Here is a 21,666-nt window from a genome sequence, read left to right as displayed (position 1 = left end):
TATAATAGTTGCCAGGACTGGGCTAATGTTATTTTTTCAGAAAGGTAGCATAGCGTCAGTCGACATTGCAACAAAAACGCACCCGCCAGAAAGAGGTAAGAAGAGACTTGGGTGCCTAAGGCAAATTTACGCCAATGATGGACGTCCCCCTAACGATCAGAGGTGTGAAATAGCCACCTTAAACCATCGCCAAATATTGGGCGGTGGTTTAAGGTTTATTGGCGTTAGTTGCCGTTACGCCGACGGGTCAGTTGGTCGCGCAAATTCGGCGGTGTTCCTTTTATGGTCAAGGTGTCCGTCGCGGCATCCCAGAATATACGCTCGCCGAGCAAGTGTGCATCGAAATTCAGGGTAACCCCGCCGCCGCTGCCGGCGTATTTGGTTAGCTGGCGCAGCGTGCTGCGATCGGCCGGGAACGTTTCCTCCAGCGCATAGCCCTGTTCGCTGGAGAAAGCCTGGAAAGTCTTTTCCCCTACCGGCGCAAGGGTCGCGGAAAGCCCCGCCAGCGCGATCTCTTCGCCGGCCTGTAACTGCTCTTTACAGTAACTATGTACCTGCTGGCGAACATCTTGCCGTTGGTGGTTATCGAGATGGGCCTCGGTACAATAATCATCCACCGCCTGTAGCAGCCCGCGGTTTTGCGCCTTGGTGTCCAACCCTTCGACGGCCGCGAGAAAGTCCATAAAGAAATCGGAGACTTTACGTCCGACGCGCCCTTTCAAAAACGTCAAATAGCGTGTCGAGTCCGGCTGGGTTTCCCATTCGGTCAAATCGATGCGCGCCACAATATCGGCATGATGGATATCCAGATAGTGGGTACTGCTGATATCCAGCTGTTCATTCACCCGCATACTGTGGCAGGTGCCAAGTACCGCAATAATCAGATACTCCACCGCCAGATAACGATATTGGCAAAACAGGACGATCCCCCCTTCGGCAAAAGGGTATTTCGCCAACTCATCGCGCAGTCGCCCCGTCGCGGCGCGGCTGAAACCGAGAAAGTCGTCATTCCCCTTGCGGCAGCCGCGTACCGCGTCCGCCAGTTCGCTTTGCGGCGTAAAAAAGCCATAAGCTTTGCTTTTGGCGCTATAGACGCGGTGCAGTTCGGCCATCATGTCTTGCACCGCCGGCGAAACCTCGAGCGGTGATTCGCGCAGCACCAGTTCCAGCGTCTGTTCATCGCGCTTAATCATTTGATGCAGGGCAATCTGGTCAATATCCAGACTCATGATCTATTCTCCATTCTGGTCAGGTGCGTATTCAAACACCGAATAGCCCGCCGCTGCAACTCCGTTGCCGCCGCCGCGAACTGAGCCTGAAACGCTACAAGGGTTAGAAACGATAAAAGTGCGGAAAAAGGGGAGTTGATACGGTAAGATACCGGACTTTGACAGGCCACATAGATGATATTATGCCACAAGCATCCCGTTACAGTGACGAACAGATAGAGGTCCTGCTTGCCGAGCTGGCAGCGGTACTGGAAAAACATCGTACGCCGACCGATCTCGCGCTGATGGTCCTGGGGAATATGGTTACCCATGTGATTAGCACCCGCGTCGCGCCGGAGATGCGCGGCACGCTGGTAAAATCGTTCACCGATGCCCTGCATGCTTCGGTGCCGCTTCCCGACACGCATTAAGCACAAGCCAAGACAGAGCTATGGTGACAAATAGTCAGCGCTACCGTGACAAAGTATCCCAAATGATCAGTTGGGGTCACTGGTTCGCCCTTTTCAATATCCTGCTCAGCTTGGGGCTTGGCAGTCGCTATTTGTTCATTGCGGACTGGCCCGGCTCGCTGGCGGGCCGGCTGTACGCGTTTGCCAGCTGGCTCGGCCATTTCAGCTTTCTCGGCTTCACGCTGTATCTGCTGGTGGTGTTTCCCCTCACCTTCGTGGTGATGTCGCAGCGGCTGTTGCGCTTTCTGTCGGCCATTATCGCCACCGCCGGATTGACGCTGCTGCTGGTGGATACCGAAGTTTTTATCCGTTTTCATCAGCATTTGAACCCCATGGTCTGGGAGTTGGTGATAAACCCGGACCAGACAGAGCTGGCGCGCGACTGGCAATTGATGTTTATCGGTATTCCGGTAATCTTCCTGGTGGAGATGCTGTTTGGCACCTGGAGCTGGCAAAAACTGCGCAGCCTTAATCGCTATCGCATCGGTAAACCCATTAGCACCCTGTTTATCGCCGCCTTTTGCGCCTCGCATGTGGCTTATATTTGGGCCGATGCGAATTTTTACCGCCCCATCACAATGCAGCGCGCCAATTTGCCGCTGTCCTATCCGATGACCGCGCGCCGTTTTCTGGAGCGCCATGGCCTGCTTGACGCTCAGGACTTCGAGCGGCGGCTGGTCCAGCAGGGCAACCCGGAAGCGGCGGCGGTAGAGTATCCCTTGAGTCCAATAAGCTTTAACGACAAGGGCAGCGGCCTCAATCTGCTTATTATTACCACCGGCATGCTACGTAATGACACCCTGGACCAGCAAATGCCGGCCCTGAAGCGCTTCGCCCAACAAAACATCCGCTTCACGCAGCATTTTAGCACCGGCAATCAGGTGGACACGGGGTTATTCGGGCTGTTCTACGGCATTTCGGCTTCTTATCTGGACGGGATTCTGGCGACGCGTAAATCTTCGGTGCTCTTGGACGCCCTCAACAAACAGGGCTATCAGCTCAGCCTGTTCCCCTCCGACGGTTTTCGCGATCCGCTCTACCGCCAGGCGTTGCTCGCCGACTTTACGCTCCCTGAACCCGTCAGCCAGAGCGATGCGCAAACCGCCAAACAATGGCAGCAATGGCGAGACGGCTACAGCGGCACCTCGCCCTGGTTTTCTTATGTTTCGTTCAACGGCACCCGCGTCAGCGCCGACTTGGCTAACACGTCGGATATCACACGTCGCTATCAGCAAGGGGCGCAGCGCCTGGATAATAGTCTGGCGCAAATGTTAGCTACATTGCGCGATCGCGGCGATTTGGACCACACCGTGGTCATTATCACCGCCGCTACCGGGCTGGAATTGGACGACGACGGCCGCGTGCGGCGCGAGAGCGGCACCCGTTTCAACCGCGCGCAGTTGCAAGTGCCGCTGGTGGTGCATTGGCCCGGCACGCCGGCGCAGGTGGTGGCGAAACTCACCAATCACAACGACGTGACCGTGACGCTTATGCAGCGTCTGCTGCATGTCAGCAACCGCGCCAGCGACTATGCACAGGGAGAGGATCTTTTCGCCCCGCGCCGCCGAAATGATTGGGTCCTGAGCGCGGATAGACATCAGTTGGCCATCACCACGGCAAACGAAACGCTATTGCTGGACAATAACGGCAGTTATCGCACTTTTGACGTCAACGGCAAGGCGCTGCCGCAGCAAAAACCGCAGCTGACGCTGCTGTTGCAGGTGCTAACCAATGAAAAACGCTTTATTGCTAACTAAACGCTTAAAACTAAAGCAGTCGTTAGGGTCGGCTATTGCATTCATAGCAGGAACGGGTAGTATAAGCGCCCATGAGTTCGGCATGTAGCGCAGCCTGGTAGCGCACCGTCATGGGGTGTCGGGGGTCGGAGGTTCGAATCCTCTCATGCCGACCAATCTATCCCGAGAAAAACCAATCACTTGTGATTGGTTTTTTTTTGCCTGGCGTAAAGGTGTCGCCAGGGTGCGGCGACGTGACGGTCATTCGCCGCTGTCAGCCGAACCGTTCCGCCCAATACTCCGCCAGCGCGATATCCTGCTCAACCGGTAGCCCGCTGATGCCAATGGCGCCCACGACCCGACCCTGCAGGCGAATGGGCATACCGCCCGGCATCGGCAATAGCTGCGCGTCATTCAATACACCGAGAGTCAGAGAACCGCGCTGGACCTCTTCGGACACCAGGCGGGTGCTCCGCCGCAGCATGAGCGCCGTATAGGCTTTGCGCTGGGCCAGCAGCCGCGGCAACGGCGGGCAGGTGTGATGTGCGCCGAAGGCCACCAGTTCGCCGTAAACGCCCACAATCGCCACCGCCAGCCCGGTGGTGTCGGGGTTTGCCGACGTGGACTCAATCAGATCGGTGACGGTCCTGAGCGCCGCTTTATCATTAAGCGTCGAGCGGGCGCTAAAAGCATCGCTATCCTTTGCCATGGGCAATAGTCTCCCTGATGGTGTCGTCGAGCGCGTCCAGCGCCTTTTTTTGCGCCGGCGTCAGAGGGGTGAACGGCGCTCGCACCGGTCCAAGATCGGTCAGATGACGTCCCGCCAGGTATTTTGCGGACTGAAAGATCCCGCGTTCGACCATAAACGCCACCGCGTCATTTATCATTTGCTGTAACGCCCTTGCCAAGGCAAAGTCACCCCGCCGAAAGGCATCGCGCACGGCGATAAAGCGCTCGGGCTGTAAATTGACCGTGGTGCCAATCGTGGCGGTGGCACCGGCGGATAACGCCGACAAATAGATTTCATCAAAACCGTTGAAAAACACTTTCTCCGGGTATTGCGCCACCATACGTTCCAGGGAATAAAGATTGTGCGACGTATGCTTCACGCCGAGAACCTGCTCATCGGTTAATAACGCGCCGGCAATTTCCGCATCAAGCTCCACCGCGGTAAATTGGGGAATATTGTAGATAATGACCGGTATTGATATCGCGGATAGCACTTTGCGATAATAGGCAATGATTTCCGCTTTGGAGAATTTGTAATAGTACGGCGGCACCAGCGACACGGCGTCCGCGCCATCCAGTTCCGCATGCTGCGCCAAATAAACCGCATCGGCGGTCCTGACGGCGCCCACATGAGAAATCACGGGAACCTTACCGTTAACCTGCCCCACCAGTGTACGTAAGATGCGTTGTCTTTCCTCCAGGCTCAGGAGCGGGCCTTCACCAGACGAGCCGCAGCAATAAAAACCTTCCACGCCACGCTGCAATTGATTCTCGACTACGGTTGCCAACGCGTCGACGTTGAGGGACTCATCATCATGCATCGGGGTAACGAGGGCCGAGATGATCCCCCGATATTCATCCCACTTACCCTGCTTCACCATGCTGTCCACCCTCCGTCCACGACCACATTAGCGCCGGTCATATAGACCGAGGCGTCGGAAAGGAGAAATATCACCGTCCCGTTATATTCATCCTCGTGGGCCATACGGCCGATCGGCATGCGGGCGGTATAATTTTTCTGGAATCGCGGATCCTGATCTTCCCGCGCCACGCCGGAAATCGTCAGGGTATTTACCCGAATCCCGTCCCGCCCCCAATAGGTCGCACAATAGCGGGTAAAGTTATAAATACCCGATTTAGCGGCACAATAGGCCACTGGCTTGATAAAAGGCACCCCGGTGTCCTCTTTTTTATAGCTATAAATGTCCTGCACCGGCGACACCACGCCATAAATAGATCCGATATTGATGATTGACCCTTGTTTTCCCGCCGCTTTCATCCGCCCACCCACCTGTTGGGTCATGAGAAAGGTGCCCACCAAATTGACCTCGACCACCTTGCGGAAAACGTCTAACGGGAAGTGCTCAAACGGCCCGGACACTTCCGGCGGCGCGCTGGGCTGCGTATCAATACCGGCATTATTGACCAGACCGTCCGGCGTCCCCCACTTTTGCTCGATATCGTCAAGCGCCCGATTGACGCTATCCCCGTCGGTAATATCCACCGGGTAGAACGCCAACCGCGGGGAGTGATTGCAGTCGCCAAGCGCTTTCTCGCGTTTTTCCTGATTGATGTTTTGGGCAAAGACCGCCACTTTGGCCCCCCGCGCATGGAGCGATTGCACATATTGGGCACCCAGTTGGCCGAGGCCGCCGGTGACGATGATGATTTTATCTTTAACAGAAAATAAGGTATCTTCCATTTTGCTTCTCCGCTACCGCTCGCGATGCTTATATTATGTGGGCCTGAAGATAGTCTCTATCCAGAATAATTCCGTGGCCGGGCTGGTCGCTGGGAACGTAATAACCATCAACCTCTTCACCGGCGGATAAGACGATACGCAAATCTTGCCAGCGGCCGCCGTCGGTCACCTCCGCATAAGACACATTCGGCACCGCCGCTAATAAACTCGCGCTGAGTTCCAGCACAAAATGCGGCGTCATGGGCAGATTGTGCGCACGGGCGACCGTCGCCACATCCATATAACCGGTAATACCACCCACGCGGCCTAAATCAGCCTGGATAAAATCAGCCGCACCGCTTTCGATATAGTGGGTAAACTGGCTTAAGTTATAGACATTTTCCCCCAAGGCAATCGGGGTATTGGTTCTTTCACGCAGCTGTTTATGGCCTGCGATATTGTCCGACGGCAGAGGTTCTTCAATCCAGAGCAGGTTCAGCGGCTCAAACAATTTGAATGCGCGTAAGGCCTGCGGGAAATTCCATCCCTGGTTGGCATCCACCGCCAGCGGAAAGCCCGGCACCGCCTGCTGAATTTTGCGTAAACGTTCCACATCCTCTTCCAGATCGGGTTTCCCTACTTTGACCTTGGCTGCGAGGTAGCCTTTCGCTTTCCAGCGACGCACCTGATCGATAACCTCCTCCACCGACATATGCAGGTTGATACCGCTACCGTACAGCGGTACGCGATCGCGCACCCTGCCGAGGAGATCGACAATCGGTACATTCAGCGTTTTTCCTAATAAATCCCAATAGGCAATATCCAGCGCGGACAGCGCATGGGTGGTCACACCCGCCCCACCAACATCATGAATATATTTATAACTGCGGTCCCACAGCGCGCGCGGCGACAGGCGCTGTCCGATAACATCAGGAATAATTTCTTTAATCAGAGCCGAAATGGTGGCGCCACACCAGCCGGAGGTATGGCTGAAACCGGTTCCCATCAGACCGTTGGAGGCATGCACATCGACAATCGCCACCTCTATATCGGTAACGTGATGGATTTGATCCCCCCAGGGCCCTTCCGGCAGCGGCACGCGCGCGGTGATTAACTCGATATGTTCAATAATGGGCATTTTGGTGATAGTCATGATCAATCCTCTTTCTTCATTTCATTCATAAGGTCGGGGTGTACGAAACCCGGTGCCGAACCGGCAGCCGCGTGCCCGGCATCGTCGTGTTCATTGTCGCCGGCGACATGGCCGAAAACTTCGGGAAGCAGGAACGTCGCGGCAAGAAAGGCCAGGAACGGCGCAATGGCGATAAGCGCCGAGGCCAACGGCACGCCGAGTGCATCGAACAGCGGCGGAAAAACCAGGGTGGTCAGGAAGGCGGTGATTTTCACAATGGTATAGCCGATGCCGGACGCCACACCGCGGTATTTGGGCTTGGCCACCAGCGACACAACGGTCATGCCGCTTTCCGCGTCCCAGTAATGACCCCAGAGCATCAGAGCGGCGCCGCTGGTAATCATCAGATAGTTGAGGGAATACACGCCATAAGCGGCAATCAGTATGCCCAAGGTGACAAACAGGAAGCCGTATTGACTCAACCCGCGATGCCCCAGGCGGTTTAGCAGCAGGGGGCCGACAAAGGCGGACAAGGCCGCGACACAGTTCACCGCCAGCAGCGCCAGGTTGTTTTGTATCTGGCCGGAAATACCTATCGTTGCCAAGATCAACGGTAAGTAGAAGGAGAAGGCGTAGTTTTCAAACGACTGAACCGCGCAGGAAATCCAGCCAAAGAGCGTGGTCCGGCGCGAGAAACTGCGGCTAAACAGATCCCTAAGCGCTTCACCGACGCTCGTCGGTTCAATGGTCACATTATGCTGCGGCAACAGGTCGTCAAGCAGCCGCCCATCATGATCGCCGTAATACTGGCGCGCGGCCTGGCGTGCTTCAATGAATCTGCCGCGCTCCACAAACCAGACGGGGGTTTCAGGCAATTCGCGCCGCATAAGCAGCAAAAGGACAGCCGGAATAGCCGGCACCGCCAAAACGATACGCCAGAGATGATCCTTCTCTACCCCCAGCACCACCAACACGGTTACCAACAGAATGGCGGCGATGATGCCGAGAGAAAACATAAACTGCCAGCGGTTGGCCATCACTTCCCGTTTCCCCTTCGGCATCACCTCCATGATGTAGGTAAAACCGTTGGCCACGTCCGCGCCCACCGGAATACCGGCAAAGCAGCGGATAATCGCCAACCAGACGATATTGGGCGCCAACCCCTGCAGGATGGCAAATACCGCGAAAAGCAGCATGGACGCGAGGAAAATCTTGCGGCGGCCAAAGCGGTCGGTCAACCATCCCCCGAGCATGGCGCCGATAATGGCGCCAAACTGGGTGCCGGCAGCGGTAAAACCCAATAACCAACTGCTGGGATGGTAGATGTCTTTCAGGGCGTAGATGATAAACGCCATGGAATAGATGTCCCACGACTCGATAAGCAGCGCGGTGATCATTAACCATCCTGCCCGGGTAGAGCCGGGGGCCTCCTGTAAATCCAGCCGTTTTTTGGCGGCAAGAATCAACCCCTCGATATTGACGTACTGAGACATATAAACTCCCGTTAACCCTCTGTAGGGAGGTAGATGAAAAGTGTTGAGTTCTGATAGCGCCTATCCGTTGGGCGTTCATTCGTGGGCCTTAACGCCACCGGATGGGCGCTCGCCAAGAATGGCGCTTCATCCACTTCTCCTTACAGGGTGTGCCAATGTTGCTTTTGGTGTTGCGTTCCATTATCACGCCGACGCGCAAGCGCCCGTGATAATGCCCGGCGCGCGTCGTGATCGGGCGGCCGTCCTTGCCCTCTGCCGGACCCTAACGCGCGAGTGCGTTATTGATTGAAAAACCGATTTGCCCCCGGCCTTAATCCCGTCGGGCGCGGGCCTGTTTTGATGTCGCTACCTGCTCAATGCCACCTAGCACATGCAAAACATCACTGGCTGCGTCGAGTTAGCTTTTTACCGACACGCCCCCCCAGCATTATCAGCAGCCCTCCCAGAGTGAGCGTCGCGCTAGGCGGCGGTATTGCGCCGCTTCATGAGAACCAATCCGATAGCCGCTAACGCCGGTCCCGCCGCAATGGCCAACAGGGAAAAGGCAAAACTGCCCGTGGTATCCCGCAGCCACCCCATAACAAACGGGCCGGCAAATCCGCTTAAATTACCGACGGAATTAATGACCGCGATGGCCGCCGCCGAGGCGGAACCGGCAAACAGATTGGAGCATAATGCCCAGAAAGGCGGCGCAAACGCATAGATGCCCACCGCGGCAAGACAAATAAGCAGCAGCATCGCAACCGGATGGCTGATAAAGACGCATAGAGCCAAACCGATAGCCACCGCCGCGGCGCTGCAACCGGAGTGAACCGCACGGCTGCCGGGATGCCTGTCGGAATAACGTCCGATGAAAGGCAGTAATACCGCGGCGACAAAGTAAGGTATGGCGGCGATCACCCCGACCCAGGAGAGGGCCGAACCAAAACCCGCGACTATTTGCGGTAAAAACATAATTAGGCCGACGCCGGCGAAATTCATGCCGAAATAGACAAGACTCAGTTTGATGACGCGAGGATCGGAAAATACCTGGCCCAAGCGATGCTGGCCGGGGGTGGCCAGATTGGCCTTTTCGTTACTGAGCGTCTCGGTCAACCAGGCTTTTTCTTCATCGTCCAGCCAGGTGGCCTGTTCCGGTTTGTCCTTTAAGCGGAAAAAGAGATAGACACCCAAAATGACGGCGGGCAGGGCTTCGATAATGAACAACCATTGCCAGCCTTCCAATCCCCCGAGGCCATGCATCATTAGCAAAGGCGCCGAGATGAGGGAGCCGAAAACCACGGCAAACGGAACCGCAAGGTAAAATACGCTGAGCACCTTGGCCCGGTTTTTAGCCGGTAGCCAATAGGAGAAATAGTAGACGACGCCGGGAAAGAACCCCGCTTCGGCCATGCCCAAAAGAAATCGGATGATGAAGAAAGAGTACTCGCCCCTGACAAAGGCGGTCAGACCGGAGATTAATCCCCAGGTTATCATGATTCGGGCAATCCAGACGCGAGCGCCAAAGCGGTGCATCGCCAGATTGCTGGGGACTTCAAATAGAAAATATCCGATGAAGAAGATACCGGCCCCCACCCCGTATACCGCCGAGGTAAAACCTAACGACGCATTCATTTGTACTGCGGCGAAACCAATATTCACGCGGTCCATAAAGGCAATAAAATAGCCCAGCATCAAAAAAGGCAATATCCTTAACATTATTTTTTTAACAACCTTGCTTTCTATATCATCAGAGCGTTTACCGGCAACAGAAGCTAATGTATTCATTATGCATTCCTCTATTATCGCTATAATGTCACTCTTCCGACGGCAAAGAATGATGGACGCAACCCTTCTCTGATACTGACACTGGCCTACGCTAATAGGGATTCACCCGGCGGTATTGCGCTTATTAGCAAAAAAAGCCTCGTCATTAAGGTCATTTCACCTCAGCGTTCTCATGTCATACTTGTACAACTACTGCGCTGCCCACGTTAATGCTGCCGCATACCTTAGCTCGGCAGGGACAGCGCCGACCGCCATGCGCGCGATGAAAGGGAAAAGCCCCCGGAGGCCGGCGAAGGCTTGCCGCAGGAGATCGGGTTTAGCCCGAACGGCCGAAACGGCTACGCCTCATGGTCGTGGATAAAGTCCATATTCAGCCGCAGCCCCAAGCCCGGCGCCTCGGGGACCGCCAGAAAACCCTTAGTCGGCATGGGCGGATCGATAAAGAGATTATTGGTGATTTCCTCAAACATCATCAGCCTTTCGAGAAACAGCGCATTGGGTAACGCGCTCACGAGGTGGCTATGCATATGCTCCATAGCGTGCGGGGCAAATTTTAAATTCCACGCTTGGGTAATAGCGGCCGCTTTTATTATCTCCGTGTAGCCACCTACGCGCGCCACATCCACCTGTACGATATCCACAGCATTATTCATGACTAAATCCCGAACGCCAAATTTGGTATATTCATGCTCGCCGGTACCCAGCGGGATATCGGTACCGCGTTTGAATTTGGCTAGGCCGGTAATGTCATCGGCAAACACGGGCTCTTCAAACAAATAAATATCATATTCACGAATATTATTGGCAACTTGTATCGCTGTCGCGGCATCCCAACAATTATTGGCATCCACCAGTAAATCAATCTCGGGTCCGATGGCCTCACGCACTTTCCGCATTCGTTCAATATCGCGCCGAGGTTTGGTGCCCCCTTCCACGCCCAGTTTAACCTTTATTTTCTGATACCCTTGCGCCACCATTGATTGCGCTTCCTGCACCAATTGGTCGTCGCTGTAGGATGTCCATCCTCCGCTGGCATAGACCGGCACCGACGTTTTGTTGCCGCCGAGCAAACGAAACAGCGGCAGGCCCAGGATCTTGCCTTTGAGATCCCACAGGGCGATGTCGACAGCGCTCAAGGCGCCAAAAGTGAGGCCTTTACGCCCCACGCCGCGCAGATAATGAAAAAATTGCTCCCATAGCGCCTCGGTGGCAAAGGGGTCGCAATCGAGGAGTTTGGGGACGAAATTGTTCAGAATGAGGGCTTTGGTGGCTTCGCCGCCCACCTCATGGTAGGTCAGCCCCATCCCCTCAAGCCCCTGGTCGGTGGTAATTCTCACCACGGTGTAACCCACCGATTCTACTTTGCGTGTAGCATCCGCCAGGCCGGCGGCAACAGGCAGGGAAACCAGATGTACCGCTATTTTTTTGATTTTCTGCGACATGATTTTCTCCATTAGCTTGATATGGACTGAACAAAGCGTTGGGAAAGCCTGCCCTCCCTCGCCGGTGCGTCACAAAGCTTCACGGCAAACAGTAACTTAAGCTGTTACATCACAGTCAAAAACGGGACTTGAAATGCGCAATGGGTAAACGAAGATTTATTTAATTTTTGCTAACTCGAAGCAGCAATCTATTAGAGATTTTTAAAACGGACAATACATCCGTGCTCGATTTGTGATAACGTTCACGATAAATACTTCAACATATTGAAATATAACGGATTAAAGAAAAGTTTTTATTGACGAATGTACTGGTGAAAGCATGGTGGCTCTGCGGTGAGGTCATCACGGCTCAGCAAGGGGACGATGGGGGTCGCCACCCGACTCACGCTCAACGTCATGCCGCCAAGGTCCGCGGCAGTGTGCCTTGCGCCGCACTGAGGTCGCGGGCTAACGGGTCTCGTTTCCCATAATTGGAACCGCTTTCCTTTTTTTAGCCGGACTCATCTATACTCATTACTGTTGTAAGCACGAAACAGGAGGCACACTATGTGCGGACGTTTTGTCCAATATGAAGCGCGTTCGGACTATCTTGCCGCGCTGAATTCTCCGCTGGCGTGCCAGGCTGCGGAGACTGAAATACCTATCGGGCGCTACAACATCTCGCCGGGAAGCCGGGTGTTATTATTGCATCGGCGCGACGCGGAGCTGCACCTCGATGCGGTGACGTGGGGCTATCATCCTCAGTGGGCGAAAGAGAACCATCAGCCCGCCATGGTCAGCACCCGCTCGCAGACCGCACCCTATAGCAGGCTGTTCAAACCCCTCTGGCGCCGCGGTCGCGCGCTGATTCCGGCCGACGGCTGGTATGAGTGGCGCACCGATCCCCGTCATACGACGCGTAAGCAGCCCTACTTTATTTACCACATCGCGCGGCGTCCGCTGTTTTTTGCCGCCATCGGCCGTTTTGACTCTGCCTCCCCTGCCGACCATGACGGTGACGGTGTCGTTTTGTTGACCGGGCCGGGTGAACGCGGACCGGTGGATACGCAGAGCCGGCCGCCGCTGGTGTTTACCGGAGAAAGCGCGCGGCAATGGCTCGATCCCGCGCTCGATAGGGATGACGCCTGCGCGCTGGCGGAGGCGGGCGCGCTACCGCCCACGGCCTTTGTTTGGCACCCGGTTTCCTCCGCGGTCAGCAATATCTACAATGACAGCGCGCAACTGATTCGGCCGATTACCGACCCGGTAATCTAATGTTGCGCGCCAGCTCGGGGGAGCGGATGCTGCTATTGGAATTTATCGCACAATTGCTCGAACTGGCGCACCGGCTATTTCACTGAACGCCGGCGCGGCCTGCGGGATGACCAAGCGGCACGGGGCGCTTCGCTTGCGGCTAAAAACGGCTTGTGCTGCGCCGCCGGCGCTTTTATGCTGGTGCTCTCTTCTGTTTGGCGAGAGCACGGGATGTTACTCACCTCTTCACTGCTGTTATTTTCCGCCGCCTGCCTGGCGCTCACGTTGACGCCGGGGCCTGATATGTTGCTCATTGCATCGCGCAGCCTCAGCCAGGGGCGCGGAGCCGGTTTCGCCACGCTCGGCGGGATTATGGCCGGGACTTATTGCCATGCCCTGGCGGCAGCGTTTGGGCTGTCGCAGCTGTTTCTGGCGGCGCCGCTGGCCTACCAGCTGGTGCGGGGCGCCGGGGCGGTCTATCTGCTCTATCTGGCGTGGAAAATACTCTGGCGTCGCGAAGGTGCGGCGTCGGTGGCGGTCGCCCGCCGCCGGCCGCTGGGGACGATATTCCGTCAGGGCCTGATGACCAACCTGCTCAATCCCAAGATGGCGTTATTTGTTCTGGCGCTGTTTCCGCAGTTTGTGCAGCCGCAGGCGGGGTCGGTGGCGCTACAGATTTTGCTGATGGCCACGGTGCTCAATGCCATCGGCTTCATGGTGAACGGGGCCGTGATCCTTACCGCCAGCCGTCTTGGTCGCAGCCTGCAGTCCCCCCATCGCCGCGCGCCGCAGTGGCCGCGCTATTTGTTGGCCTCGGTGTATGCCGGCCTGGCCTGCAAATTGGCGCTCGGGGGCCGTCAGTAGCCTCTCATGGTCGGTGCCTCTAACGGAAAATAGCCCTCGGCCACGGCGGCGCTTTATCGGGGCGTGCCCGGGCCACTTAGGTTCAGCGAGCTGGTAAGCGTCTGATCCTGCCGGTAGCGCGCCAGCGCCAATTCAATCAGGCGGGTGATGAGGTCGGTATAACTCAGGCCGCTCGCCTGCCACAATTTTGGGTACATACTGATATTGGTAAAACCCGGTAGCGTATTCACCTCATTGACCACCACCTTACCGTCAGAGGTCAAGAAAACATCCACCCGCGCCATGCCGGCGCAGTTAAGGGCGGTGAACGCCTGTAGCGCGATACGCCGGATTTCATCGCTGGCGGCCTGGCTGATGTCGGCCGGTACCACCACCTGCGCGCCCGTTTCGTTAATGTATTTGGTGTGATAGGAATAAAAAACGTCGCTTAGCACCACTTCGCCGCACAGACTCGCCTCGGGCGTCTCGTTGCCCAATACGGCACATTCCAGCTCGCGGCCGACGATGGCGGTTTCCACCAACACTTTGTGATCGAAGCTGAATGCCAGCATCAGCGCCTGCTCAAAGCTTTCCCGGTCGGTAACCCTGGAAACGCCCACCGACGATCCCTGATTGGCCGGTTTGACAAACAGCGGTAGCCCGAGGGCAGCGGTTATTTCCTCGAAGCGGCAGCGCGCGCGCTGGGCGCGGGACAAGGTCAGAAATGGCGCCACCGACAAACCGGCATCGCGTAACAATCGCTTGGCGATATCTTTATCCATGCTGATGGCCGAGCCCAACACGTCCGAGCCGACGTAGGGCATATTGGCCATCCTCAGCAGTCCCTGTAGCGAGCCATCTTCGCCCAGCGTGCCGTGGATGATAGGGAAAATGACGTCGAGTTGAAACAGCGCGTCGGGGCGGTCGGCCTGCATCAACTGATGCTGACGGCGGCCGGGCAACAAGGCAATTTCCCGCGTGCTGTTATTCAGCGCGATACGGGCGGGATCATCACCGTGCAGAAGATAATCGGCGGCATCATGAAGATGCCAGCACCCCTGTTTATCGATGCCCAGCAGCACGACGTCAAATCGTTGCCGGTCGATAGCATCGACAATATTTTTGGCCGACTGGAGGGACACTTCGTGCTCCGCCGAGCGACCGCCGAATACCACCCCGACGCGTGTTTTAGCCATAGCCTGCTCCCCGCAAGTGATTACCCTGACAGGTCGACCGGCCTGGCCCAGCCCGCCACGGCGGCTCGTCAGGCGCGATGCGTTCGGTTGCGCCGCGGGCGGCAACCTTGTCCGAGTATACAAAGCCGCCGTGCGGGATCAACCGCTTTTTATCGCGAGGGCAACACGGTGGGACCCGCGTCAGAAACGATAACGCAGCCAGGCAAAGAATACGTTGCCATTGTTATAGGTGCCGGGGATATAGGTGGCCTGGAACGTCAGTTGCTTATAACCGACCGATGCCAGCGGCAGCAGCGCCGGTACGGGGATGTATTTCCAATTATCCCGCGCCGTTATCCCGGCGGTAAAACCGGCGCCAAAGTGGATATCCTGATAGCGGTCAAACGGATGCCACTGTTTTTCCCAGGCATAGCCGCCGAACGGCTCCCACTTATTAAATGAATCCTTGAACGCCATCACGTAGAGGGCGTGCCAATTTCCTTTCTCGTCATAGCGCGAGATACCATAGCCGGCGCCCCAGGGGCGTTCATTGTAGCGGCGAATATGTTCGTCGTCATAAGTGAAACGGTTATGCCAGGTAATGGCCGGCACGTAGAGATCCTGATGGGGGGAGTTACGCCAGGTCTCGGCCACATTCTGCGAAAATTGCTGCCAAAGACCCGTAGACGGCGCCGGCTGGCTGTCGTTCGCCGACGTCGCTGCCGATGCCGATGCCGATGCCGCAGAAAACAAAGCACACAGACTGATTAACACAATAATACGTTGATAAAGCAACCGCACAACCCACTCCTTACTGACTTTTTTAATGCATCGTCTTTTTCAGCATAGTTAAGGCAAATCACTACCAGAGAAAAAATAAAGGAACGCATTATATCTATGCTAACCAAAACGGCATGTAAACCGCGCGGCGACGACGATCCTATGCCTGGAAAATCGAGCCAGAGGATGCCCCGGTTCGCGCTTAATTTTAAGGCGCCGCGCTTCGAGCGCGGTTCATCGCAACGAATGACAGGCGCGCCCCGGGGCCCACGCTTTACCGGGTGCGTCCCAAGGCAAGGGTACCCTTTAACAGACGTAAAGGAACATCATGGCCGCCAACGGAATACGCCCGATGCACTGAATCATTGCCGCGGGCCGAAGGAAACAACGCGGCCACCTCATCAAAAGGACAGCGGTGAAGGTGAAAACGGCTCCCCTATGGCGGCGGAGAACAGCGCCCCCCGCTGGGTAGGTCACTGAGCGTTCTCACCCCGTGGGGGATAAAGTGCGCAGCTTTTAATCAAAATGGAAAGCCCATCACAGCCTCAAGCGCAGGCCGGGTCCATGATATTGATAAGGAAACGAAAGTGATAGTGCGGAGGTGATATTATGCATACCAACGATATTGCTTTTTTGATTGGACTGGCGCTGACCATCATCGGCTTCGTATCGGTGATGTATGCTTAACGGCGCAGGTTGTGACAGGGCGTGACAGAGAAGCGCACCGACGACCTTTGCTGTACTCCCTCTCGCGAGGAGGTAAGTTGCCGATGCGCTTTTCTGCTGAAAAAAAGCCCCATCGTGTGGGGCATACTGCGTTTATCCTTTCCGGCGCTTATCTCCGGCACTCATGAGGGGGCCCATGGCGTTAGCTCTGTAAAGGATGTGCGATTATAGGATTAGTCCGAGTTTACTTACAGTGATAATTATCACAATACCGGTGATCCCTGCCCGCCTCCGATAACACCGTTTACCGCAGGCCCAACCCGCGGGTGAAACGCGCTAAATCTGATAATCGAGCGCGGCAGCGGGCGCGGCGGTGGCAAACACCGCCTCTTCTATTTCGGTCAACGACAGTTGCGGGTTGCACAGTTGGATGAACCGCCAGGCGTATTTACGCTGCAACTGACCCCGTTTTACCCCCAGCCAGACGGTGTTAGCCTCAAACAAATGCTCCACGCTCAGGCTGACCAGGCCGGTATCCCTTTCGCGGTTATAAGACATATCCGCCAGCAGACCCACCCCCAGCCCGAGTTCGACATAGGTCTTGATAACGTCTGAATCCTGCGCGCTTATTACCACCTCGGGATGCAGCCCTGCCGCCTGAAAAGCCACATCGATTCGCGATCGGCCGGTAATGCCGTGCCGATAAGTAATAAGCGGGTAGCGGCTCAGGGTCTCAAGGGTAAGCTGCGGCGCTCGGGTCAGCTCATGATTTTCTGGCACCAGCACCGCGTGATGCCAGTGGTAATAGGGAAATGCCGCCAATTGCTCTTCGGTCATCAGTTTCTCGCTGGCGATACCGACATCGGCATCGCCGGATTGCAGCATGGCAACGATTTCCTCGGGGCTGCCCTGGTTAAGCACCAACCGCACCCGCGGATACAGTTCGCGAAACTGCTTAATAACGCCCGGCAGACTGTAGCGCGCCTGGGTATGGGTGGTGACGATGGACAGTTCGCCGGAATCTTTATTGGCAAACACATCGGCAATCCGGCGAATATTATTGGCCTCGTTAAGAATGCGTTCGGCTACCGACAGCAGCGTCTTGCCCGGCTCCGTCATACCAATCAGCCGCTTGCCGCGGCGAATAAAGATTTCCACCCCAAGTTCATCTTCGAGTTCACGAATATGACGGCTAACGCCCGATTGCGAAGTGAACAGCATGCTCGCAACGTCGGTCAGATTATAGTTGCAGCGGGCTGACTCGCGGATAATACGCAGTTGCTGAAAGTTCACGCCTGTTCACTCCTTAATTTTCCTTCGGAGTTACAGTTCTACAAGCGTTACATATAATCGACAAATAAAAAAAAGCGGTAAGTTATACATTTTAATGCTAAGCAAAAAAATGGCTTTGTCGATGCGGTGAACGCATAACCAGCGCGCTTAACGCCGGGTGGCCGAAAGGAGGACGGCAGCGGCGACGGAGCGCGCTGCCGCGGGGTTTCAGGCGCGGGTCGTTACTCTCATTGCCCCTGCGCTAAATAGGCGTTGGTATAGTACTCCTCTACCGGCAGGACGCTTTTCACAATCCCGAGCGAGGTCGCTGCATCCAGTACATCACGCCAGGCTTTATCATTTTGCTTTAGTTGATCGTCGCCGGGCGCGCCCAGCACTTGCATTGTGTCGCGCCATTGGCGTTTGACGAAATTCTCGTCATAAGACTTGCTGTACTTAGCGGCGAAGGCGGCGGTGGCTTCATCGGGGTGCTCGATGGCATAGCGCAGACTGCGCGCGGTCGCGCGCATAAACGCCTTCGCCAGTTGAGGATTCTTTTCCAGCCAGCGTTGATTGCCGGCGAACATAAATATCGGCGTATCCGGCACGCCATGGCGTGTCGCGGGCATAAATTCCGGCGTCTGCTTGCCAGCCACCGCAATTTCCGTCCCTTCGGCGTTGGTAATCCCGGTCGTTGCGTCCACCCGTTTTTGCAATAGCAGCGGCACGGTATCGTCGGCGGCGGCGACCATCTGAATGTCGTCCAACGTCATACCGGCGCTTTTTAACATCAGCGAGAGCTGTGCTTTGGTCCAGGCGTCGTTATAAATGCCGATGCGCTTGCCTTTTAACTGTGCAAGCGTCACCGATTGTCCCTCGGGCGTAAAAATGCCCCAGTTATTGCCGGTGCCGTAGCGACCGATGGAAATGACCGGCGCCCCCTGCTCTTTCGCAAAGATGATGTCCATGACGGTGGTAAACGCCACATCCGCCCGGCCGGTGCCGAGGAATTTCATGGTATCGGCCACGGTCGGCGGCGCCACCACGTTCAGATCGATGCCCTCGTCGCGGTAGAACCCCTTACCGATCCCCAATGTCCAGGGGATCCAAAAACCATCCGCCACCGGCCATTCCTGTACAAAGGTGACTTTTACCGGCGCCGGGGCGGCAAACGCCGGCGCGCAAAGCCATCCCATCCACATTGCCGCGGCGACGGCAAGCGCCGCGCCTTTCGACAGCCAACGGTTCGACATAACCTATTATCCTTGTTTGCAACGGGAACATGACACGCCCGGCGGCCGGGCACGCCGCTGCGCCTTTAGTCGGGCAGCGCCCGCTGACAGGCGCTGATACTCACACCGACGTTTTGCCGCCGGTGGCGTCATAGGCCGGTAGCGCCTGACGAAACAGATTGAGCCAGGAGAGCAACTTGGGATAGCGCTGGCGCCAGGCGCCGTCAAAGCGCAAATCCAGGTAGCCCAGCGCGGCGGCAAGGGCAATCTCCCCCACGTGCGGCGTTTTGGCGCCCGGCGCAAGAGTATAATGTAATTCGGCGTAATCGAGCGCGCGCGCCATCCTTTCCTGCTGGCGCGCGACCCATCCCGGCGAACGTTCCTCAGCCGGGCGGTAACGCTCCTCATAGACCACCAGCAGCGCCGCATCCATCAGGCCGTCCGCCAGCGCCTGCTGACGTAAAATCGCCCAGCGGGAATCGTCGCGCGGAATTACCACGCCGCCGCCGGCTTTGTCATCCAGGAATTCGATGATGACGCGCGAGTCAAACAGCGTCTGCCCCTCCGGCGTGATGAGCGTCGGAATTTTGCCCAACGGATTTTGCTCAAGCAGGCTATCGTTGGGATCATTGACGTCCGCCGGCTCGATAACCAGCCGATCGGCAAGGCCGGTTGCCGCCGCCGCCAAAGCAACTTTGCGACCAAACGGCGAAGCCGGAGACGTTCTTAATCGGTACATAGGGGCATCCTGTCGGCAAAGAGGGGAATGTAAATAGAATAAAGTATTGTTTAGCCAAAAGACAATCACATTCCCGAGGCGGCAGAAAACACCTCGAACGCTGGCGGGGCCGTTGCTGAAACATGAGACGGGCCTCCCCCCGGCGCGGCGAAAACCCGACACGCCGTTGCGGTCGTTAACATCGAAAACATGAGGCGCCGTAATGATTGACGACACCGCAAGCCTAAAGCGCCATGCCGATTGGCAAGCCGGTAACCGAAAACGCTAGGGCGATGGGCAACGCCGGAAGCCAGCGCAATACCGATCGGCATTGCTGAAAACCCAAGGCGCCATACCGATTGGCAAACCAAAAGCCTAAAACGCCATACCCATTAGCACGGCGAAAGTATCAGGCGTTGCAACGCCCGCTTGCGGAATCATCCTATTACCCTCATCCACCTCTGTGCCGATAATAGGCGCCTTTCAGGATAGAAGGAGAGCAAAGAGATGATGAATCTGATTCTCATAGCCGTCTTGCTCGGCTTTGCCGTATTTTCGCTGATTAAAGCGGTCAGACAGATGCGCAAAAAAGCGCTGATTAATCAGCGCCATCGTTAGTGCCTCACCTCCCCACCACGCCCCTCACCTCCGCGAGGCAATCCTGCTCGCCGGTATCCCTTAGCCGCAGGTCTCCCCACTCGCACCGGGCGGAGGCGACGGCGGGCTGGTCTCAAACAGCGGGGCGTGCGGTCACACCGCACACCCCGTTTATTACGAACCCTATAATTTGTCGCGGCGGATTCGTTAGAACATATAGGTCATACCCAATGCGACAATATTGTCGGTAGAGATCTGCGCGGCACGGGTAAAGTCGTCCTTAGACAGCAGATTGATGCGGTAATCGATGAAGGTCAGCATGTTCTTATTGAAGTTGTAGCTGGCGCCCACCTCGAGGTATTTTTTGATATCGTGGCTCTTACCGTCTTGGTCGCCGTCAATGCGCGATTGCAGATAGCCGAGGGAGGGACGCAGGCCAAAATCAAACTGATATTGCGCCACCAATTCGAGATTGTGCGCCTTTTCAGCGAAGCCGTGTAAACCGCTCGAGAAGTTGCCGTAGGGCGTCATATTGCGGGTTTCGCTGTACAGCGCGGCCAGGTAGAGGTTATAGGCGTCATATTTCAGGCCGAAGGCGTAGGCCTCAGCCTTTTTGCCCTGATTACGCGCGACCGTCGGCGATCGCTGAGACAGAGTGCGGTTGCTGCTGCTAACGGCGGCACCGGCGGACACGCCGTTACCCAAATCGTAGGTGACGGACAGGCCATAGCCATCGCCATTGGCCTCCTGGAGGCCGCGGCCGGTGGTATCCCCCTCCTTGCTGTCGTTTTTGCCCTGGTATTGCAGCGCGAAGTTCAGGCCATCCATCATCCCGAAGAAATTGGTATTGCGATAGGTGAGCACGCCGTTAGCGCGGCCGGAAAGGAAATTATCGGTAACGGTGGTATCGCCGCCGAATTCCGGCATCACATCGGTCCAGGCGCCGACGTCATACAACACGCCGTAGTTCCGGCCGTAGTCAATGCTGCCCGCGTCGTCGAACTTAATCCCGGCGAAACCCAGGCGGGTAAAGGTACTTTTCGCGCCTTCGCTTTCGGCGTGGCGCAGCCCGACTTCATGCTCCCAGGTACCGAATCCGATAAGCCCGTCGCTAAGCTGGGTTTCCCCACGGAAACCATAACGAATGAAAGAACGATCGCCGTTTTTATCATCATCGCCGGACATATAACGCATGCCGTTGAGTTTGCCGTACAGATCCAGTTTATTGCCGTCTTTATTATACACTTCGGCGGCCCCGGCACTGCCGGCCATCACCATAGCCGAAACGAGTACAGACAGATACTGTAGTTTCATGTTGATACCCTCTATATTTATTATATTTTGCCACTAATAATTTGATATCCGCAGAGGCTCAAATAAAAACGAGCATTCAACAGATCTTGATGTCATTGATAGATCGGATATTGAACTGACCGCAGAATCATACTCGATGGTTTTTGACCTTTCAAGCCATTGGAGGGCAACAAATAAC

The 21,666-nt window shown here is 56.1% G+C and carries 18 protein-coding genes and 1 tRNA gene; 5 read left to right on the top strand and 14 right to left on the bottom strand.

What is annotated here, in order from left to right:
• Positions 1-224: 224 nt before the first annotated feature.
• On the bottom strand, positions 225-1,229 hold the full coding sequence (gene yejK, locus SANT_RS07015) for a nucleoid-associated protein YejK (RefSeq protein WP_025421583.1): 1,005 nt from the start codon (positions 1,227-1,229) through the stop codon (positions 225-227).
• Between the two features lie 182 nt (positions 1,230-1,411).
• Here yejK and SANT_RS07010 point away from each other — a divergent pair, with 182 nt between their 5' ends.
• The 3 genes from SANT_RS07010 to SANT_RS07000 all read left to right on the top strand — a co-directional run bounded on the left by SANT_RS07010 (position 1,412) and on the right by SANT_RS07000 (position 3,590).
• Complete coding sequence (locus SANT_RS07010) at positions 1,412-1,639, top strand: YejL family protein (protein WP_025421582.1); 228 nt, start codon at positions 1,412-1,414, stop codon at positions 1,637-1,639.
• A 20-nt stretch (positions 1,640-1,659) separates the two neighbouring features.
• Entirely contained in the window at positions 1,660-3,435 is a 1,776-nt protein-coding gene (gene yejM, locus SANT_RS07005; protein WP_025421581.1) for an LPS biosynthesis-modulating metalloenzyme YejM, read from the top strand.
• A gap of 78 nt (positions 3,436-3,513) precedes the next feature.
• Positions 3,514-3,590 (top strand) — tRNA-Pro (locus tag SANT_RS07000).
• Positions 3,591-3,688: 98 nt separating this feature from the next.
• On the opposite strand, the gene SANT_RS06995 is transcribed toward SANT_RS07000, so the two are convergent.
• From SANT_RS06995 to SANT_RS06965, 7 genes are all read right to left on the bottom strand, one after another.
• On the bottom strand, positions 3,689-4,123 hold the full coding sequence (locus SANT_RS06995) for a GlcG/HbpS family heme-binding protein (protein ID WP_025421580.1): 435 nt from the start codon (positions 4,121-4,123) through the stop codon (positions 3,689-3,691).
• Positions 4,110-5,024 carry a dihydrodipicolinate synthase family protein gene (locus SANT_RS06990; protein ID WP_025421579.1) on the bottom strand — a complete coding sequence of 305 codons (915 nt, stop codon included), beginning with the start codon at positions 5,022-5,024 and terminating at the stop codon, positions 4,110-4,112. Before SANT_RS06990 ends, SANT_RS06995 begins: the two co-directional genes overlap by 14 nt.
• Entirely contained in the window at positions 5,018-5,845 is an 828-nt protein-coding gene (locus tag SANT_RS06985; protein ID WP_025421578.1) for an SDR family oxidoreductase, read from the bottom strand. Before SANT_RS06985 ends, SANT_RS06990 begins: the two co-directional genes overlap by 7 nt.
• Before the next feature lie 28 nt (positions 5,846-5,873).
• Positions 5,874-6,977: a mandelate racemase/muconate lactonizing enzyme family protein gene (locus SANT_RS06980; protein ID WP_025421577.1), complete on the bottom strand. Its 1,104-nt coding sequence runs from the start codon at positions 6,975-6,977 to the stop codon at positions 5,874-5,876.
• A gap of 2 nt (positions 6,978-6,979) precedes the next feature.
• Entirely contained in the window at positions 6,980-8,449 is a 1,470-nt protein-coding gene (locus SANT_RS06975) for an MFS transporter (RefSeq protein ID WP_025421576.1), read from the bottom strand.
• Between the two features lie 459 nt (positions 8,450-8,908).
• Positions 8,909-10,216, bottom strand: a complete 1,308-nt coding sequence (locus SANT_RS06970; protein ID WP_038668339.1) for an MFS transporter — start codon at positions 10,214-10,216, stop codon at positions 8,909-8,911.
• A gap of 338 nt (positions 10,217-10,554) precedes the next feature.
• Complete coding sequence (locus SANT_RS06965) at positions 10,555-11,658, bottom strand: mandelate racemase/muconate lactonizing enzyme family protein (RefSeq protein ID WP_025421575.1); 1,104 nt, start codon at positions 11,656-11,658, stop codon at positions 10,555-10,557.
• Between the two features lie 546 nt (positions 11,659-12,204).
• Between SANT_RS06965 and SANT_RS06960 the strand changes: the two genes are divergently transcribed.
• Entirely contained in the window at positions 12,205-12,912 is a 708-nt protein-coding gene (locus SANT_RS06960) for an SOS response-associated peptidase family protein (RefSeq protein WP_025421574.1), read from the top strand.
• 210 nt (positions 12,913-13,122) lie between these two features.
• The gene (locus SANT_RS06955; protein ID WP_025421573.1) at positions 13,123-13,755 is read left to right on the top strand and encodes a LysE family translocator; all 633 of its coding nucleotides are present in this window, start codon (positions 13,123-13,125) and stop codon (positions 13,753-13,755) included.
• 53 nt (positions 13,756-13,808) lie between these two features.
• Here the strand turns inward: SANT_RS06955 and ddlA are convergent, their stop codons facing one another.
• The 6 genes from ddlA to ompC form a co-directional block, all read right to left on the bottom strand.
• Positions 13,809-14,930: a D-alanine--D-alanine ligase gene (gene ddlA / locus SANT_RS06950; protein ID WP_025421572.1), complete on the bottom strand. Its 1,122-nt coding sequence runs from the start codon at positions 14,928-14,930 to the stop codon at positions 13,809-13,811.
• A gap of 180 nt (positions 14,931-15,110) precedes the next feature.
• Positions 15,111-15,710: a lipid IV(A) palmitoyltransferase PagP gene (gene pagP, locus SANT_RS06945; protein ID WP_081730426.1), complete on the bottom strand. Its 600-nt coding sequence runs from the start codon at positions 15,708-15,710 to the stop codon at positions 15,111-15,113.
• 981 nt (positions 15,711-16,691) lie between these two features.
• A complete protein-coding gene (gene cbl, locus SANT_RS06940; RefSeq protein WP_025421570.1) occupies positions 16,692-17,648 on the bottom strand; it encodes an HTH-type transcriptional regulator Cbl in 957 nt (318 codons plus the stop codon).
• A gap of 227 nt (positions 17,649-17,875) precedes the next feature.
• Complete coding sequence (locus SANT_RS06935; protein ID WP_025421569.1) at positions 17,876-18,880, bottom strand: ABC transporter substrate-binding protein; 1,005 nt, start codon at positions 18,878-18,880, stop codon at positions 17,876-17,878.
• Between the two features lie 100 nt (positions 18,881-18,980).
• Positions 18,981-19,598 (bottom strand): glutathione S-transferase family protein, encoded by a 618-nt coding sequence (locus SANT_RS06930; protein ID WP_025421568.1) that lies wholly within the window; start codon positions 19,596-19,598, stop codon positions 18,981-18,983.
• A 783-nt stretch (positions 19,599-20,381) separates the two neighbouring features.
• Positions 20,382-21,488 carry a porin OmpC gene (gene ompC / locus SANT_RS06925; RefSeq protein WP_025421567.1) on the bottom strand — a complete coding sequence of 369 codons (1,107 nt, stop codon included), beginning with the start codon at positions 21,486-21,488 and terminating at the stop codon, positions 20,382-20,384.
• Positions 21,489-21,666 lie beyond the last annotated feature (178 nt).

Source organism: Sodalis praecaptivus (genome assembly GCF_000517425.1).
GTDB lineage: Bacteria > Pseudomonadota > Gammaproteobacteria > Enterobacterales > Enterobacteriaceae > Sodalis_A > Sodalis_A praecaptivus.
The sequence above is the reverse complement of the archived record's forward strand: the minus strand, read 5'-3'. Positions and strand labels throughout refer to the sequence as shown.